This window comes from Pseudomonas sp. WS 5079, from assembly GCF_012985465.1.
Classification (GTDB): Bacteria; Pseudomonadota; Gammaproteobacteria; order Pseudomonadales; family Pseudomonadaceae; genus Aquipseudomonas.
In genome coordinates, this window is the sequence record NZ_JAAQWN010000001.1 from 485,690 (window position 1) to 501,367 (window position 15,678).

At 61.3% G+C, this 15,678-nt stretch carries 14 protein-coding genes; 9 read left to right on the plus strand and 5 right to left on the minus strand.

Going from position 1 to position 15,678, the window contains the following annotated elements; genetic code table 11:
* Positions 1 to 30 precede the first annotated feature (30 nt).
* Together HBO05_RS02090 and HBO05_RS02095 are read right to left on the minus strand one after the other, a co-directional pair.
* Positions 31 to 2,049 carry a hypothetical protein gene (locus tag HBO05_RS02090; RefSeq protein WP_172311490.1) on the minus strand — a complete coding sequence of 673 codons (2,019 nt, stop codon included), beginning with the start codon at positions 2,047 to 2,049 and terminating at the stop codon, positions 31 to 33.
* 195 nt (positions 2,050 to 2,244) lie between these two features.
* Positions 2,245 to 3,477 (minus strand): hypothetical protein, encoded by a 1,233-nt coding sequence (locus tag HBO05_RS02095; protein WP_172311492.1) that lies wholly within the window; start codon positions 3,475 to 3,477, stop codon positions 2,245 to 2,247.
* Between the two features lie 265 nt (positions 3,478 to 3,742).
* Between HBO05_RS02095 and HBO05_RS02100 the strand changes: the two genes are divergently transcribed.
* From HBO05_RS02100 to HBO05_RS02120, 5 genes are all read left to right on the plus strand, one after another.
* The gene (locus HBO05_RS02100; protein WP_172311494.1) at positions 3,743 to 4,762 is read left to right on the plus strand and encodes a LacI family DNA-binding transcriptional regulator; all 1,020 of its coding nucleotides are present in this window, start codon (positions 3,743 to 3,745) and stop codon (positions 4,760 to 4,762) included.
* Between the two features lie 64 nt (positions 4,763 to 4,826).
* Positions 4,827 to 5,609, plus strand: coding sequence for a TIM barrel protein (locus tag HBO05_RS02105; protein WP_172311496.1), 783 nt, complete (start codon positions 4,827 to 4,829; stop codon positions 5,607 to 5,609).
* Entirely contained in the window at positions 5,602 to 6,546 is a 945-nt protein-coding gene (locus HBO05_RS02110) for a sugar kinase (protein WP_172311498.1), read from the plus strand. The genes HBO05_RS02105 and HBO05_RS02110 overlap by 8 nt, the downstream gene beginning before the upstream one ends.
* A 58-nt stretch (positions 6,547 to 6,604) precedes the next feature.
* On the plus strand, positions 6,605 to 7,900 hold the full coding sequence (locus HBO05_RS02115) for an MFS transporter (protein ID WP_169951876.1): 1,296 nt from the start codon (positions 6,605 to 6,607) through the stop codon (positions 7,898 to 7,900).
* Entirely contained in the window at positions 7,900 to 8,877 is a 978-nt protein-coding gene (locus HBO05_RS02120; RefSeq protein ID WP_172311500.1) for a D-glycerate dehydrogenase, read from the plus strand. The genes HBO05_RS02115 and HBO05_RS02120 overlap by 1 nt, the downstream gene beginning before the upstream one ends.
* A 568-nt stretch (positions 8,878 to 9,445) precedes the next feature.
* Here the strand turns inward: HBO05_RS02120 and HBO05_RS02125 are convergent.
* Complete coding sequence (locus HBO05_RS02125) at positions 9,446 to 11,071, minus strand: methyl-accepting chemotaxis protein (protein WP_169951880.1); 1,626 nt, start codon at positions 11,069 to 11,071, stop codon at positions 9,446 to 9,448.
* Between the two features lie 234 nt (positions 11,072 to 11,305).
* On the opposite strand from HBO05_RS02125, the gene HBO05_RS02130 reads away from it, so the two are divergent.
* The 3 genes from HBO05_RS02130 to HBO05_RS02140 are packed head-to-tail and all read left to right on the plus strand — an operon-like array spanning position 11,306 to position 13,763.
* Positions 11,306 to 12,733 carry a nucleobase:cation symporter-2 family protein gene (locus tag HBO05_RS02130; protein WP_169951882.1) on the plus strand — a complete coding sequence of 476 codons (1,428 nt, stop codon included), beginning with the start codon at positions 11,306 to 11,308 and terminating at the stop codon, positions 12,731 to 12,733.
* Between the two features lie 8 nt (positions 12,734 to 12,741).
* Positions 12,742 to 13,209 (plus strand): LEA type 2 family protein, encoded by a 468-nt coding sequence (locus tag HBO05_RS02135; RefSeq protein ID WP_170041338.1) that lies wholly within the window; start codon positions 12,742 to 12,744, stop codon positions 13,207 to 13,209.
* Positions 13,210 to 13,214: 5 nt separating this feature from the next.
* On the plus strand, positions 13,215 to 13,763 hold the full coding sequence (locus tag HBO05_RS02140; RefSeq protein ID WP_170057279.1) for a GNAT family N-acetyltransferase: 549 nt from the start codon (positions 13,215 to 13,217) through the stop codon (positions 13,761 to 13,763).
* A 17-nt stretch (positions 13,764 to 13,780) separates the two neighbouring features.
* On the opposite strand, the gene HBO05_RS02145 is transcribed toward HBO05_RS02140, so the two are convergent.
* A complete protein-coding gene (locus HBO05_RS02145) occupies positions 13,781 to 14,032 on the minus strand; it encodes a hypothetical protein (protein ID WP_038441493.1) in 252 nt (83 codons plus the stop codon).
* Between the two features lie 165 nt (positions 14,033 to 14,197).
* On the opposite strand from HBO05_RS02145, the gene HBO05_RS02150 reads away from it, so the two are divergent.
* Positions 14,198 to 14,518 (plus strand): DUF883 family protein, encoded by a 321-nt coding sequence (locus HBO05_RS02150; protein WP_169951888.1) that lies wholly within the window; start codon positions 14,198 to 14,200, stop codon positions 14,516 to 14,518.
* A 39-nt stretch (positions 14,519 to 14,557) separates the two neighbouring features.
* On the opposite strand, the gene HBO05_RS02155 is transcribed toward HBO05_RS02150, so the two are convergent.
* Complete coding sequence (locus tag HBO05_RS02155) at positions 14,558 to 15,589, minus strand: Ldh family oxidoreductase (protein ID WP_169951891.1); 1,032 nt, start codon at positions 15,587 to 15,589, stop codon at positions 14,558 to 14,560.
* Positions 15,590 to 15,678 lie beyond the last annotated feature (89 nt).

The window sequence follows — 15,678 nt, forward strand, 5'->3', positions numbered from 1 at the left end:
GCCAGGCTTCCCTTTTGTGCTTGCAGCGGTTTATTGACTTATCAGAGTGGTTCCCAGGCTAGCCGGTACGCCATCACAGAATGAGTCAGGGTTGGAGAATACCGTGTATACCTCGGCCAGCTCGCCGCGACCGAGTCCCCCACCTGCCACGCCCGTGGTGTAGGTGACCTCGCACGGCCCAAACGCCACTTGAGCCAGGAACGGACGGTAGATGATATTTACCTCAATACCGTTGGCCACCTCGGCAGCGGTCAAGGGCGGGGTTGTAATAGTCAGTGTAAATGGCCCTGACGGATGCCCTGGGCGTTCGCTGGTAATGGTGATCGTAACATCCACGGTATTGCCCACTACCAGTCTTGCATCGCCCGGGATCAACACAGTGGCAGCCAGTACCGGTGGCGAGCCAGGCTGGATTTGTACCAGCGACTGACAGTTCCATTCATCAAACACGAGGCGCTCATACCTTGCAGGTGCCAGCTCCACCGTCACGGCATCGATCACATTGACCATGGTCACGGGCGATGGGTTTTCATTGGTGGTGCCGGGGCCAATCACAGAGTAGCTGACCGGTTGCATATTGTTGCCGTGGCGCGCCACTACGTCCCAGGGAATGGTAAACGTCGCGTCGGCGCCGGGAACTGTAGTGCTTAAAGGGAACGGCCCGACACGCTCTCTGGAGGTGCCCCAATACAGGTAAAACTCATTAGCTGCATGAGGCAGCGCCGAAATGATCCAAAGGGGAATCACAATAGTGACAGGCAGGTTCGCATCCCCAATGCGCAGGGTGTTCAACTCGTTGGAGTTGGCACCAAACACTTGCGGCGGGTTCAGCCCAGGGTTCACATCGCCTGGCTCCAGTGTGCCCGGCAGGACCGGCCCTTCGACCGACAAATCGAGCTGCAGGGTTTTATCTGGCGAGGTGAAGAACACACCGTTGCGCTCGATCCGGTAACGCACATTTACCGTCTGCGGGCCCAGAGTCGCGGTATAGGCGGCCTTGATTGCGTCATTCATATTATTGAACACCACCGGGAAACCAGTGAGTTCGGTAGTTTGCGGGCCAAAGGGCTCGGCTTCCCATTGCGTCTCGAACTTGTCCAGCCCGGTCACGAAATTAACATACTGCTCAATATGCAGATCGATCCCTTGTACATAGTCCGCAATGCTGAGCAGGTCATCAGTGCTGCCATTACGAGGGGCAGGCGCAAGTGGCAGGAACGGCGCCAATGGCACGGGATCGGCCAACAACGAAACCGTACGAAACTCATTGAACGACGGGCGACTGACGTTCCCTGCCCGGTCCCTGATGGTGTAGAAAAAGTAATAGAGCCCACTCAAGGTGATCAGGCTGGCTGGCAGGAAAAAAGTGCTCGACGCAGGTGGCGGCAGCATAGGCACACCTGGACCACTGACCAAATACTCGGGCCGAGGGTCCATGACCGGGCTGTAGTACACGTCAATTTCGTCCCCCGCTTCAAACCGTCCGGGCTGCGGCCCGAAACTGTTTGCCAGGATACGCACCTCCACGCCGCCCTGGTTGATCAGGAAAGCATTGTTGATAACCGTACCCGGCGGGGCATTGACTAACACTGGAGCGGTCGGTTGTTCACGGGACGCCGCTACGGCGTAGGGCGCAATGAGGTCAACCCGGAATGCGGCGGGGTTGGACTCATCCATCGCAGGACCCGGTACACCACCGGCATTACGGTATTGCGTGACTTTGAGTTCATAAAAGCCATGGGCGAACTCAAACTCGGGAGCCGGAGCAGGAACAAATCTATCGATTATTGCCGGCACGGGGTTCAAGTTGATCTGGAAGGGGGGCACGAAGGTGGTCCAACTGGGCACCGTATCTGTGGTTCTGCGAATTTCGACACTCAGCCAGTCGGTGCGCAATGAAATCAGCCCGGTTCGCAGTTGAAGGGTTATACCCGCCCGTGCAACGGCTACCGGGATGAGCCCGGATGCATCATCCAATGCTTCTGCAATCGTGGGGGCATCAATAACCAAAGGCACTGGTGTAATGGTGACGTCAGGGTTGCTGCTCATATCAGTCTCTCCTTAGTACTTAATGTAGGCGTCGCACAAACACTCATTAGGTGGCCAAGCCGCCATCGCCCGATACTTGAGTGATTGCCTGGTGACTGAAATCGCAGCAACACTCTCTCCAGCGCGTAAAACACGCGGCCAAACAAACCACCTTTCGAATTACCCATCTGTTGTTAAAGCAAACGTGTAGGGTGTTCAGTCCTCGGGGCCATTGCCGTCAATCCAGCAATAAATAGGCGTGGGCGGTGGCGGTGAGGTGGGCACCACGCGGTCGAACTCCACATAGCGCGAAGAAGAACGGCCGATCACCGCGCCGCCCCGGGACACCGTGTAACTGGCCTCGCCGCCGGCGTTTTTTTTCAGGGGCCGAATCACGCGCTCGACATCGAGAATCCAGAAGGTATAGCCCGCCGCATCGGCTACCCCATCCCAATAATGCGTGAGGGTTTCCACGATATTGGGGTCCGGATTGACATCCGGGTACTTGCCATACCCCTGGAACCGCAGCGTGATCAGGTCGCCAGCGTGTATGTCGGCGTGAGGCGCGACATGCACCTCGACTCTCAACCAGATCGCAGGTTGGGTGCTGCAGGTCAGGAAACGGTTTGGATGCGACTCCGCCTGCGGAAAACTGGGCCGAGGGTACCTGGACGGCGGCAGGCCGGTTTGCAGCTCCGCTTGCTCCACCTGTGAAAACAGCGGATTGACGTTGCCTGCGCGGTCCTTCAGGCGATAGAAGCAGAAGATCCAGCGCGCGCCCGGGAAACTGCGGAACACGGCGCTGGGCACATTCACGAATATACGGCCGGTGGCGCTGGTCAGCGGCGCTGAAACCAGGGTAGGCGCGCCGGTTGGCAAGGTGTTCATATCTGAAAAATACATCAGCACCTGATCACCCACCTCACGATCCAGATAGTCCTTGGGAATTTCCATGGGCACCAGGGGGTTGGCAACCAGGTAGGCCTCGGTGATCGGATCGATGGGAAAAATGGGCGGTGGCAGCAACGCCCCCCCACCGGGCGCATCGCGGTCGATCCTGATGGTCACAACCTCGGAGGCATCAACGCTGGGGCTGTTCGGCGTGCGGTTATGGATGCGAAACCGCAGATCAACAATTGCACTGTTGAGCAGGAATGCCTGAGGTATCTGCAGGGCGTAGGGAAAGTCGGCAGGCGTCATCGGGTTAGGCAGCAAAATCGGCGGCGTATCCAAGGGCCGGGCACCGCGAACGTTCCACTCGAACACCAGATACTGATCTCTGCCCGGACCGGGTAAAAACGCCCAGGGCGTCGGAATCTCAAGCTGCAGATCAGCGAAATAAAACTGTGCCGGCAGCAACCCGTCAGGCAGCGCGTCGACGACGATAGGCGCCTCAATCACCAGGATGCCGCCTGGGCCATTGGATTGGCCAGCATTGTGGGTGCTCATCAAAACCTCCCATCACCTAGACACGCGCCAAGGCGTCGATGGATCACGGCGCTTGCGGCTCAGTTGGGATAATTGAACACGTCCAGCAGCGCTGCGGATACTGTCAGAACTAACAGGTCGGCTCGCCGCTCGTCGGTTTCACGCCGCCGGTTTTGGCAGTGTTCCAGCAAAGATTTTCTTGACGAAAGGGGCTGGCTGGTGTTTTCTGAAACCGGTTTCAATGCCCAGCGCACTGCCACCTCACACTAATAAGAAAGGCCCCGCCGTGACTTCATTCTCCGCCGCCCAACGCAGCCGCGTGACCATGCTTGATGTAGCCGAACGCGCCGGCGTCTCCAAGGCCAGCGTGTCGCGTTTTATCGGCGATGACCGCGCCCTGCTCTCCGACGCCATCGCCCTGCGCATCGAGCAGGCTATTGATGACTTGGGCTACCGCCCCAACCAGATGGCCCGAGGCCTGAAACGTGGGCGCACGCGCCTGATCGGCATGCTGGTGGCCGATATCCGCAACCCCTATTCGATTGCCGTGATGCATGGCGTGGAAACCGCCTGCCGCCAGCACGGCTACAGCCTGGTGGTGTGCAACACCGACCGCGATGACGAGCAGGAGCGCCAGCACCTGGCAGCCCTGCGCGCCTATAACATCGAAGGCTTGATCGTGAACACCCTGGGCCATCACCTCGAACAACTGCTGGAACTGCAACGGGAAATGCCCCTGGTGCTGGTGGACCGCAAGGTCGACGCCCTGTACAGCGACCTGGTAGGCCTGGACAACCCACTGGCCGTGGGCATGGCGCTGGACCACCTGGAACACCAGGGCTACCGGGATATCTTGCTGGTCAGCGAGGCGGCCGATGGCACCAGTTCGCGGGTTGAGCGTATGGAGAGTTTCCGGGCCCAGATCCGCCGTCGCAAAAAAATGCGCGGCGCCGTATTGGAAATAGACCGCGACCTGCCCCACCGCTTGCAGACGTTTCTTGGCGCAGGCCAAGCCGGGCCCAAAGCGTTGTTCTGTGCCAACGGCATTGCCGCGCTGGCCTGTACCAAAGCCCTGCGCGAACTGGGTTGCCGATTGTTCGAGGACGTGGGCTTGCTCGCCCTGGATGATCTGGAATGGTACCCGCTGGTGGGCAGCGGCATCACCGCCCTGGCCCAGCCGACCGAAGCCATTGGCGCCAGTGCTTTTGAGTGCTTGCTCAAGCGCTTGCGCGGCGATACCGCGCCGACCCGTTCGGTGGATTTTGCCCCGCAACTGATCGTCCGAGGCTCAACCCAACCCGTGTAGGCATAACCGCCTGCACGAGCATTTTTTTATCTTCAAATGAAACCGGTTTCAGAGATCAATAACAATGCACAGATACCCCGTTTCCATCAGCCTTTCCAGCTACGGCGCCGACCTGGTCCGCCAGCGCGGCCAACTGAGTTTTGTCGACCTGCTGGCCGCCGCCGGCGCCACGCGCATTGAATGGCGTGAAGAACTGCTGACCACCGAACAGCCCGCTGAACTGGCGCAAGCCGCCGCAGCGCAAGGCCTGGAGTGTGTATTTTCCTCGCCCCTGGAACTGTGGGTTGCCGGGCGGGCGCAAGCCAACGCCGAGCTGGCCGCCACCCTCGACCGCGCCCAGGCGTTCGGTGCGCGCTGGTTGAAGGTGTCCCTCGGTTACTTCACCGACACCAACGACCTGCACAGCCTCAGCGCCTTGCTCAATCACCACCCGGTGCGCTTGCTGGTGGAAAACGACCAGACCCTGCACGGCGGGCGCATCGAGCCGCTGCAACGTTTCTTCGATGAAGCTGAGCGCCTGGCGGTACCGGTGAAAATGACCTTCGATATCGGCAACTGGCACTGGCAGGACCAATCGGCGCGCACCGCTGCGCGCCTGCTGGGCCGCCATGTCGACTACCTGCACTGCAAGGCCGTAGAGCGTCGCGCCGACGGCAAGCTGGTGGCGTTGCCGCCGGGCACCGCCGACCTGCATCTGTGGGAACAATTGCTGCAACTGATGCCCCAAGGTATCAGCCGCGCGGTGGAATTCCCGCTGCAAGGCGCAGACCTGGTGGCGGTCACCACCGTGCAAGTCGCCGCCCTCACCCACCTTGGCCAACCGCGTGTGGAGAATGCCCATGTCTGAGATCGATATCCTCTCGTTCGGCGAGACCATGGCGATGTTCGTCGCCGAACAAACCGGTGACCTGGCCCAGGTCGGTCACTTTGAAAAACGCATTGCCGGCGCCGACAGCAATGTGGCGATCGGCTTGTCGCGCCTGGGCTTCAATGTGGCTTGGCTGAGCCGTGTGGGGGATGATTCATTGGGCCGCTTTGTGGTCGATACCCTAGAAAGCGAAGGCCTGGATTGCCGGCATGTGGCGGTCGATCCGGCGCACCCCACCGGTTTTCAGCTCAAGTCGCGGGAAGAGCGCGGCGACGATCCCAAGGTCGAGTATTTCCGTCGTGGCTCGGCGGCCAGTCACCTGTCCAGCGCCGTGATCACTCCACAGTTGCTAAAAGCACGGCACCTGCACGCCACCGGGATTCCGCCAGCATTGTCGGACGCCACCGCCGAGCTGTCGCGCGAGTTGATGAGCCAGATGCGCGCGGCAGGCTGCAGTGTGTCGTTCGACCCTAACCTGCGCCCGTCACTTTGGCCCAGCGAGCAGAAAATGATCCGCGAAATCAACGCCCTGGCCTGCCTGGCCCACTGGGTATTGCCGGGGCTGAGCGAAGGTCGCCTGCTGACCGGCTTCGAAGACCCGGCGGATATTGCCGCCTTCTACCTCGACCAGGGTGTGGAAGCGGTGGCGATCAAGCTCGGGCCCCACGGCGCTTACTACCGTAGCCATCTGGACCAAGGGTTTGTCGCCGCGGTGCCGGTGGCCAAGGTGGTGGACACGGTGGGCGCCGGTGATGGTTTTGCCGTGGGCATGATCAGCGCCCTCCTCGAAAACCTCAGCTTTGCCCAGGCGGTACAGCGCGCCAACTGGATCGGCAGCCGCGCAGTACAGAGTCGTGGCGATATGGAAGGCCTGCCCATGCGCGCCGACCTGCCAGCCCTGCAAAAGGCCGGCTGACCCCGGCGCTAAACCCGTTACCTGTTGCCACAACTACAACAAGCTCAGGAGCAAACCCATGACGACCAAACTCGCCACCCGCCGCTGGTGGTACATCATGCCCATCGTGTTCATCACCTACAGCCTGGCGTACCTGGACCGCGCCAACTATGGCTTCGCCGCCGCCTCCGGGATGGCCGAAGACCTGATGATCACCCCGGGCATGTCCTCGCTGCTCGGCGCGCTGTTCTTCCTCGGCTACTTCTTCTTCCAGGTGCCGGGGGCGATCTATGCCCAACGGCGCAGCGTCAAGAAGCTGATTTTTGTCAGCCTGATCCTCTGGGGCGGCCTGGCCACGCTGACCGGCATCGTGTCCAACGCCTACATGCTGATTGCCATCCGCTTCCTGCTCGGGGTGGTCGAGGCCGCCGTGATGCCGGCGATGCTGGTGTACCTGTGCCATTGGTTCACCCGTGCCGAACGCTCGCGGGCCAATACCTTCCTGATCCTCGGCAACCCGGTGACCATGCTGTGGATGTCGGTGGTGTCCGGCTACCTGGTGCAGCATTACAGCTGGCGCTGGATGTTTATCATCGAAGGCCTGCCGGCGGTGTTCTGGGCCTTTATCTGGTGGCGCCTGGCCGATGAGCGCCCAGCCGATGCCAAGTGGCTGAACGCTGGCGAGAAGCACGACCTGGAAACCGCCCTGGCCGCCGAGCAGGTTGGGCTCAAGGCGGTGAAAAACTACGCCGAAGCGTTCCGCTCGCCACAGGTGATCATCCTCGCGCTGCAATTCTTTTGCTGGAGCATCGGCGTGTACGGCTTTGTGCTGTGGCTGCCGTCGATCCTCAAGGCCGGCTTGCAGATGGACATGGTCGAAGCCGGCTGGCTTTCGGCGTTGCCGTACCTGGCGGCGGTGATTGGCATGCTCGTGGTGTCCTGGGGCTCGGACAAGCTGCAAAAGCGTAAACGTTTCGTGTGGCCACCGCTGCTGATCGCTTCCGTGGCGTTTTATGGCTCCTACCTGCTGGGGGCCGAGCATTTCTGGTGGTCCTACACCCTGCTGGTGATTGCTGGCGCCTGCATGTATGCGCCCTACGGGCCGTTTTTTGCGATCGTCCCGGAAATCCTCCCGGCCAACGTTGCCGGGGGCGCCATGGCGCTGATCAACAGCATGGGCGCGCTGGGTTCGTTTGGCGGTTCGTACCTGGTGGGCTATCTCAACAGCAGCACCGGCTCGCCCGGTGCGTCCTACCTGCTGATGAGCGGCGCGTTGCTGCTGTCGGTGGTACTGACGATTTTTCTCAAGACCGGTGCCCGTGAGCCGTCCCCGGCAGCACCGTTGCACTCCCTGGATTTGAAGGTAAGAACCTGATGAAAAAACATGTCGTGCTGTACAAAAAACTCTCCGCGCCGCTGATGGCCCGCCTGCACGAGGCGGCCACCGTGACCCTGATCGAAAGCCTCGACGCCACGGGCCTGGCGCAACTGCGTGAGGCATTGCCCACCGCCCACGGCCTGCTGGGCGCCAGCCTGCGCCTGGATGCGCAACTGCTGGACCTGGCGCCGCGCCTGGAGGCAGTGGCCAGTGTTTCGGTGGGCGTCGATAACTACGACATCGACTACCTGACCCAACGCGGCATTTTGCTCAGCAACACCCCGGATGTGCTCACCGAAACCACCGCCGACACCGGCTTTGCCCTGATCCTCGCCACCGCCCGACGCGTGGTGGAGCTGGCCAACATGGTGCGCGCCGGCAACTGGAACCAGAACATCGGCCCGTTGCACTTTGGCAGCGATGTACACGGCAAGACCCTGGGCATCATTGGCATGGGGCGCATTGGTGAAGCCCTGGCACAGCGCGGGCATTTTGGCTTTGGCATGCCGGTGATCTATCACAGCCACTCCCCCAAGCCTGCGGTGGAACAGCGCTTCGGCGCGCAATACCGCAGCTTGCCCGACCTGTTGCAGCAAGCCGACTTTGTATGCCTGACCTTGCCGTTGACCGCCGAGACCCAGGGGCTGATTGGCGCCAGGGAATTCGCGCTCATGGGCCCGGAGACGATCTTTATCAACATCTCACGGGGCAAGGTGGTGGACGAGGCGGCGCTGGTAGAAGCCCTGCAACAGCGTACGATCCGCGCGGCGGGGCTGGATGTGTTCGAGCGCGAACCGTTGAACCATGACTCGCCGCTGCTGCGCTTGAACAATGTAGTGGCGACGCCGCACATCGGCTCTGCCACCCATGAAACGCGGGAAGCGATGGCGCGGTGTGCCGTGGATAATCTGCTGGCGGCACTGGCGGGAGAACGACCGAAAAACCTGGTCAATCCCAGCGTATGGAAAGCCTGACAGCTCGACCAAATGGCGTGTGCCAGCCACCGCCATCGCGGGCAAGCCCGCTCCTACAGGGGATCTTCATCGGGACAGAAGTCTGGGCCACACCACCAATCAAATGTAGGAGCTGGCTTGCCTGCGATAGCGGTATGCCAGCCACCACAAACAGTGGCTGAGCCACCGCCATCGCGGGCAAGCCCGTTCCTACAGGGGATCTTCATCGGGGCAGAAGTCTGGGCCACACCACCAATCAAATGTAGGAGCAGGCTTGCCTGCGATAGCGGTATGCCAGCCACCGCAAACAGTGGCTGAGCCACCGCTATCGCGGGCAAGCCCGCTCCTACAGGGGATCTTCATCGGGGCAGAAGTCTGGGCCACACCACCAATCACGTGTAGGAGCAGGCTTGCCTGCGATAGCGGTATGCCAGCCACCGCAAACAGTGGCTGAGCCACCGCCATCGCGGGCAAGCCCGCTCCTACAGGGGATGTTCGTCAGGGCAGAAGTTTGGGTCACACCACAAATCAGAGGTAGGAGCTGGCTTGCCTGCGATAGCGGTATGCCAGGCACCCAAGCCTTCCCTGCTTAGATAACAAACCGCGCCACCATCGCATTCAAATCCACTGCCAGGCGCGACAGTTCGTGACTGGCGGCGCTGGTCTGGTGGGCGCCGGCCGCCGATTGGGTGGCCAGGTCGCGGATGTTCACCAGGTTGCGGTCCACTTCGCGCGATACCTGGGCCTGTTCTTCGGACGCGCTGGCGATCACCAGGTTGCGCTCGTTGATCAGGCTGATGGACTGGGTGATCTGCTCCAGTGCCACACCCGCCGCGCGGGCCATTTCCAGGGTGCTTTGGGTGCGCTGGTTGCTCTGTTGCATGGACTGCACCGCCTCACCCGTGCCGTTCTGGATGCCGGCGACCATTTTTTCGATCTCCTGGGTCGACTGCTGGGTGCGGTGGGCCAGGGCGCGCACTTCATCGGCCACCACGGCAAACCCGCGCCCGGCTTCACCGGCGCGTGCGGCTTCGATGGCGGCGTTGAGGGCCAGCAGGTTGGTTTGTTCGGCAATCGCCCGAATAACATCCAGCACCTTGCCGATATCGCGGCCCTGGGTCGCCAGGCCTTCGATCAACACCGAGGTGTTCTGCACGTCCTGGGTCATGGTCTGGATCGCGCCCACGGTTTCCACCACGCGGTCGCGCCCTTCCCGTGCGGCCTGGTTGGACTGGGTCGAGGCCTCGGAGGTGGACACCGCATTACGCGCCACTTCTTCCACGGCAGCGGTCATTTCATTGACGGCGGTGGCGGCCTGGTCGATTTCATTGTTCTGCTGCTGCAAGCCCTTGGAGGCTTCCTCAGTCACCGCGCTCAGCTCTTCGGCGGCGGACGCCAATTGCGTCGCCGAGCCGGCGATATGCTGGATGGTCTGGCGCAGGTTGCCCTGCATGGTCGCCAGGGCACTGATCAGCCGCGCAGGCTCATCCTGGCCATCATCCTCAATAACCTTGCTCAGGTCGCCGCTGGAGATGGTCTCGGCGGCTGCCACCGCCTTGCGCAAGGGCGTGACAATGCTGCGGGTCAGCAGCCAGGCGAGCAATACGGTCATCAGTGCCGCGACCACCGACACCACGATTATCCCGCTGATCGCATCGCGGTAGCTGCGCCCGGCGTCGTCCCCGGCCTGCTTGGCATCGGCAGCGTTGATCGCAATCAACTTGTTGAGCTGTTCACCCATCTGATCGGTGCCGTCCTTGATCCGGCTGTTGATCAGGGCCCGCATCTCCTCGACCTTGTTCTGCTGGGACAATGTCAGCATTTCAGCCTGGGCTTTAAGGTAGTTGTCCAACGTCACCGCAAAAGTCTTGTAAAGCGCCGCTTCTTCGGCGCCGGCCGGCATCGCGGCGTAACCCGCCTGGGCTTGGCGGGCCTTGTCGACCAGGACATCAATGCGCGCCTGGGCATCTTGCAGGGCGCCAGGCTCGCGGTTGACCAGCACCCGGAACGACAGAATGCGCAGGCGTAATACGCTCTCGGTCATATTGGCCAGGTAGCCGACACTCGGCAGCTGATTGGCGCCCATGTCCAGCGCGGCCTGGCGAATCAGGGTCATGCGGTTGACGGCAAACACCCCCAGAACAATCACAAGCAACGCAATAAACGCAAAACCGAGAAACGCCCGAGGTGCGATATTCAAATTACGGAGGGACATAGGAAAGCTCTCAAAGAGGGATGGCTGCGAGCGTCCTTGCCGCGACACGGTCACTTAGCGTCAACGCACCGAGATGACTGTTCGGCGCCACTGTTATAAGGGTTGTGTGGGCCTGTAAGAGGTATCGGCCGGCTTGAGGCTTTTTGCACAAACCGGAGAAATATATTTTCACACTTTTGACAGTGGGCGCTTTCTGGCATCCTGCGCCTCCATTTTCTGACCCGAGCACGTATCTTGTCTGACGCTCAAGCCCCCCGCCCCCGTTATAAATCGGACCTGATCTATGGTCTGGAAGACCGCCCGCACTTCACGGCGGCGATTTTTGCCGCCCTGCAGCATGTGCTCGCCAGCTTCGTCGGGATCATTACCCCGACCCTGATCGTCGGCGGCGTACTGGGCCTGGAAAGCGAAGTGCCCTACCTGGTCAGCATGGCGCTGTTCGTCTCCGGCCTGGGCACCTTTGTCCAGGCGCGACGTTTCGGCCCGGTGGGTTCGGGCTTGCTGTGCCTGCAAGGCACCAGCTTTTCCTTTATCAGCGTGATCCTCAGTGCCGGCTTCATGGTCAAGGCCCGGGGCGGCGGCACCGAGGAGATTCTCTCGACGATCTTCGGCATCTGCTTCTTCGCCGCATTTATCGAAGTGGTGCTCAGCCAGTTCATCGGCAAATTGCGCAAGCTGATCACCCCGGTGGTGACCGGCACCATCATCACCTTGATGGGCCTGTCGCTGATCAAGGTCGCCGTGACCGACATGGCAGGCGGCTACGGTGCCGCGGACCTGGGCGCAGCGGGCAATATGGGGCTCGCAGCCCTGGTGCTGCTGACCATCGTGGTGCTCAACCGCTTCAATAACCCGTTCCTGCGCCTGGGCTCGATTGTCATCGGCCTGACATTGGGGTTTGTGGTGGCCTGGTGGCTGGGGCGCGTCGACTTGGCGGCATTGCCCCAAGTGCCGCTGATCAGCGTGCCGGTGCCGTTCAAGTACGGGTTCTCGTTCGACTGGGTGGCGTTTATCCCGGTGGCGGTGATCTTCCTGATTTCGCCCCTGGAAGCGGCCGGTGACCTGACCGCCAACTCGATGATTTCCCAGCAGCCGGTCAAGGGCCCGCTGTACATCAAACGCATCAAGTCCGGCCTGCTGGCGGACGGCCTGAACTCGGTGATGGCCGCTACCTTCAACAGCCTGCCGATGGTGACCTTCGCGCAGAACAACGGGGTGATCCAGTTGACCGGCGTGGCCAGCCGCTATGTGGCGTATTTCATTGCCGGCCTGCTGGTGTTGCTGGGCCTGTTCCCGATGATTGGCGCGGTACTGCAACTGATGCCCAAGCCGGTGCTGGGCGGCGCGACCCTGATCATGTTCGGTACGGTGGCGGTGGCCGGGATCAAGATCCTTGCCGAGGCCGGGCTGCATCGGCGCAATGTGCTGATCGTGGCGATTTCCCTGGGCATGGGCCTGGGCGTGGCGGCGGTGCCGGAAGTGCTGCGCGAACTGCCCAAGGCCTTGCATAACATCTTCGAGTCGCCGATTACCGTGGGTGCGTTCTGTGCGATCCTGCTGAACATTTTCCTGCCTGAAGAGTTCATAGAGCTGGAAGAAGATGAATTTGACCCGGAAGCCTCTACCCTCAAAGTGATGCAGGACCCGGAACCGACCAAATAGGAACCCTTATGCGCAGATTGATCGGCCTGACCCTGTCTTTGATATTGCTCAGCCTGAGCGCCTGCGCCTTGTTCCCCAACCGTGACCCGCTGCATATCAATGTGGTGGGCATCGAGCCGCTGCAAAGCCAGGACCTGGAAGTGCGCTTTGCAATCAAGCTGCGGGTGCAGAACCCCAACGACACGGCCATCGACTACAACGGCGTGGCCCTGGACCTGGAGGTCAATGGCCGGCCGCTGGCGGCTGGGGTCGCTGATCAACAGGGGTCCATCCCGCGCTTCTCCGAGACGGTTCTGACCGTCCCGGTCAGCGTTTCAGCGTTTTCGGTATTGCGCCAGACCCTGGGCCTGAGCCAGACCCAGAGTTTGAACAACCTGCCCTATGTACTGCGCGGCAAGCTGGCAGGCGGGTTGTTTGGCACGATGCGCTTTGTCGATCGCGGTACCCTGGACCTGCCCAACACCGTGACTTGGTAAATAGCATGGACACCTTGCCTACCCTGTACACCGAACGCCTGATCCTGCAGCCGCTGACCCTGGACGATGCCGAGGGCATACAGCAGCAGTTTCCCCACTGGGAAGTGGTGCGCTACCTCAATGCCCTGGTGCCCTGGCCCTACCCGGCCGACGGTGCGCGCAGTTACCTGGAACAGGTGGCTTTGCCTGCCATGGCCCAGGGGCGCGAGTGGCATTGGTCGATCCGCCTGCGCGAGACGCCCGAACGGTTGATCGGCAACGTGAGCCTGATGGATGAGCAAGACAACAACCGTGGCTTCTGGCTCGGGCCGCAATGGCAGGGCCAGGGGTTGATGAGCGAAGCCAGCGCGGCAGTGACCGCGTATTGGTTCAAGGTGCTTGGGCGACCCGTGCTGCGGGTGCCCAAGGCGGCGCCGAACCTGGGCTCACGCAGGCTTAGCGAAAAAACCGGGATGCGCTTGATCCGCACGCAAGAAGGACAGTTCGTGGAGGGGGCGTTCCCCAAGAACATCTGGGAAATCACCCGCGAAGAGTGGCTCAAACAACAGCTGTAGGCACCGGCCAGCCAGGCCTACTTGGCGGCCATCAGGCGGTTGACTTCGCTGCGTACCATGTTGGCAAATTCCGGTGGCGACATACCGTCCAGTTCCGAACGCACCCATTCGGCCCATTTGCCCTTGCGCTTGGCGCGCTCGCCAAACAGCCGCGCGCCCTCGCCCTTGGCCTTGCCCAGGTTGCTTTGCCACAAGTCATACAGACGGGACTTTTCATCTTCAAGCGCCGCACGCTCGGCTAAGGGCTTGTTGGCCAGATTGAAGCTCATGTGGAATTACCTGCTGCACAAATAGGTGACATCTTACACTGTAGGTGGAAAGGTCCGAATTCGGATTTTGCATAGACTCAGTAACCCACGAAAAAAAACTGCAACTTTTGCCGTGCTGCAAGACTCCATTGTTCACTGCCCACTTACCCCGCAAGGAGCTACTCAATGGCCCGTAAAACCGCCGCCCAAGCTGTCGAAGAGCAAATCAAGGACCAGGCGTTCAGCGAACTCCAGGCCCTGATCGAAGAATCCGACAAACTGCTCAAGAGCAGCGCGTCGCTGGTGGGAGAAGAAGGTGAAACCCTGCGCGAACAGGTCGCGATCAAGCTCAAGCAGGCCCTGGACTCGGTGTCCAGCGTGCGCGAGCGCAGCAAGCCGGTGGTGGATGCCACCGAAACCTATATCGGTGGCCACCCTTGGCAGACCGTGGCGATTTCCGCAGGCTTCGGCCTGGTAGTGGGCCTGCTGCTGGGCCGTCGCAACTGATCGATAACACGGCTGGCGCGGCTCAGCCCGCGCCCGCCATCAGCCTTGCGCCAACGCGCGCAACCGCGCCAGCTCATCCCCATCCAACATAATCCCTTCCAGCGCGGCCTTGTCCCGTGCGCGATGACGCCGATCGCCCGGCAAACGCCGCAACCCCGCCGCATGCATCTGCCGCACTAGTTCCTGGCTGCGTTGGGCGAAGTCTTGCCCGGCGGTTTTGCTCGGGTCGATCACGATCAGCAACTGGCCGGTCCAGGGCGTCTTGGCGCCGGGGTGGTTGGACCAGTCGAATTCAAACGAAAAATTCCCCCCGGTCAAGGCCCCCGCCAGCAGCTCGACCATCATCGACAACGCCGAGCCCTTGTGCCCGCCAAACGGCAACAACGCACCGCCTTCGAGGATCGCCCTGGGGTCCTGGGTCGGCTGGCCCAGGCTGTCGACACCGGTGCCCGGCGGCACCCGTTCGCCCTTGCCCGCGGCGATCTGCACATCGCCATGGGCAATGGCGCTGGTGGCCAGGTCAAACACAATCGGCGGCCCATCTGCGCGTGGGGCGGCAAACGCGATGGGATTGGTGCCGAACAAGGGCCGATCCGCACCGTGGGGCACCACGCAGGTCATGCTATTGACCACACTCAGGGCGACCAGGCCTTCTTCGGCAAACGGTTCGACATCCGGCCACAGGGCGGCAAAGTGATGAGAATTACGAATCGCGAGTACGGCGATCCCGGCGCTGCGGGCTTTTGCCACCAATAATGGGCGGGCGGCAGCCAAGGCCGGTTGGGCAAACCCATTGGCGGCGTCTACCCGCACGAAGCCCGAGGCAACATCCTCGACCAGCGGCACCGCCTGGCCATTGACCCAGCCGCTGTCCAGGGTCGAGACATAGCCCGGTATGCGAAACACCCCATGGCTATGAGCCCCATCCTGCTCGGCGCGGGCGCAGTTGTCGGCCAGTACGCTGGCAACCTCATGCGAGGCCCCATGACGGGTAAAAATAGCCTTGAGTAGAGTCACAAGTTCAGTGAAGCCGATTGAAGTATTCACTGCGGTAATGGGAGTGGCTGACATCTGAAGCTCCAGAATTGTTATTGGAAGGGGCAACAGCCTGCTGGATTCAGCTGCTTGATTAACAACGCGTGACAAGTGAGCTGTCAACC

Excerpts from the sequence above, each read along its gene's own strand:
- HBO05_RS02150 (WP_169951888.1), top strand. The coding sequence starts at position 14,198 with ATGGCCCGTAAAACCGCCGCCCAAGCTGTCGAAGAGCAAATCAAGGAC.
- HBO05_RS02095 (WP_172311492.1), bottom strand. The coding sequence starts at position 3,477 with ATGAGCACCCACAATGCTGGCCAATCCAATGGCCCAGGCGGCATCCTG.
- HBO05_RS02115 (WP_169951876.1), top strand. The coding sequence starts at position 6,605 with ATGACGACCAAACTCGCCACCCGCCGCTGGTGGTACATCATGCCCATC.
- HBO05_RS02155 (WP_169951891.1), bottom strand. The coding sequence starts at position 15,589 with ATGTCAGCCACTCCCATTACCGCAGTGAATACTTCAATCGGCTTCACT.
- HBO05_RS02125 (WP_169951880.1), bottom strand. The coding sequence starts at position 11,071 with ATGTCCCTCCGTAATTTGAATATCGCACCTCGGGCGTTTCTCGGTTTT.
- HBO05_RS02120 (WP_172311500.1), top strand. The coding sequence starts at position 7,900 with ATGAAAAAACATGTCGTGCTGTACAAAAAACTCTCCGCGCCGCTGATG.
- HBO05_RS02090 (WP_172311490.1), bottom strand. The coding sequence starts at position 2,049 with ATGAGCAGCAACCCTGACGTCACCATTACACCAGTGCCTTTGGTTATT.
- HBO05_RS02135 (WP_170041338.1), top strand. The coding sequence starts at position 12,742 with ATGCGCAGATTGATCGGCCTGACCCTGTCTTTGATATTGCTCAGCCTG.
- HBO05_RS02110 (WP_172311498.1), top strand. The coding sequence starts at position 5,602 with ATGTCTGAGATCGATATCCTCTCGTTCGGCGAGACCATGGCGATGTTC.
- HBO05_RS02140 (WP_170057279.1), top strand. The coding sequence starts at position 13,215 with ATGGACACCTTGCCTACCCTGTACACCGAACGCCTGATCCTGCAGCCG.
- HBO05_RS02145 (WP_038441493.1), bottom strand. The coding sequence starts at position 14,032 with ATGAGCTTCAATCTGGCCAACAAGCCCTTAGCCGAGCGTGCGGCGCTT.
- HBO05_RS02105 (WP_172311496.1), top strand. The coding sequence starts at position 4,827 with ATGCACAGATACCCCGTTTCCATCAGCCTTTCCAGCTACGGCGCCGAC.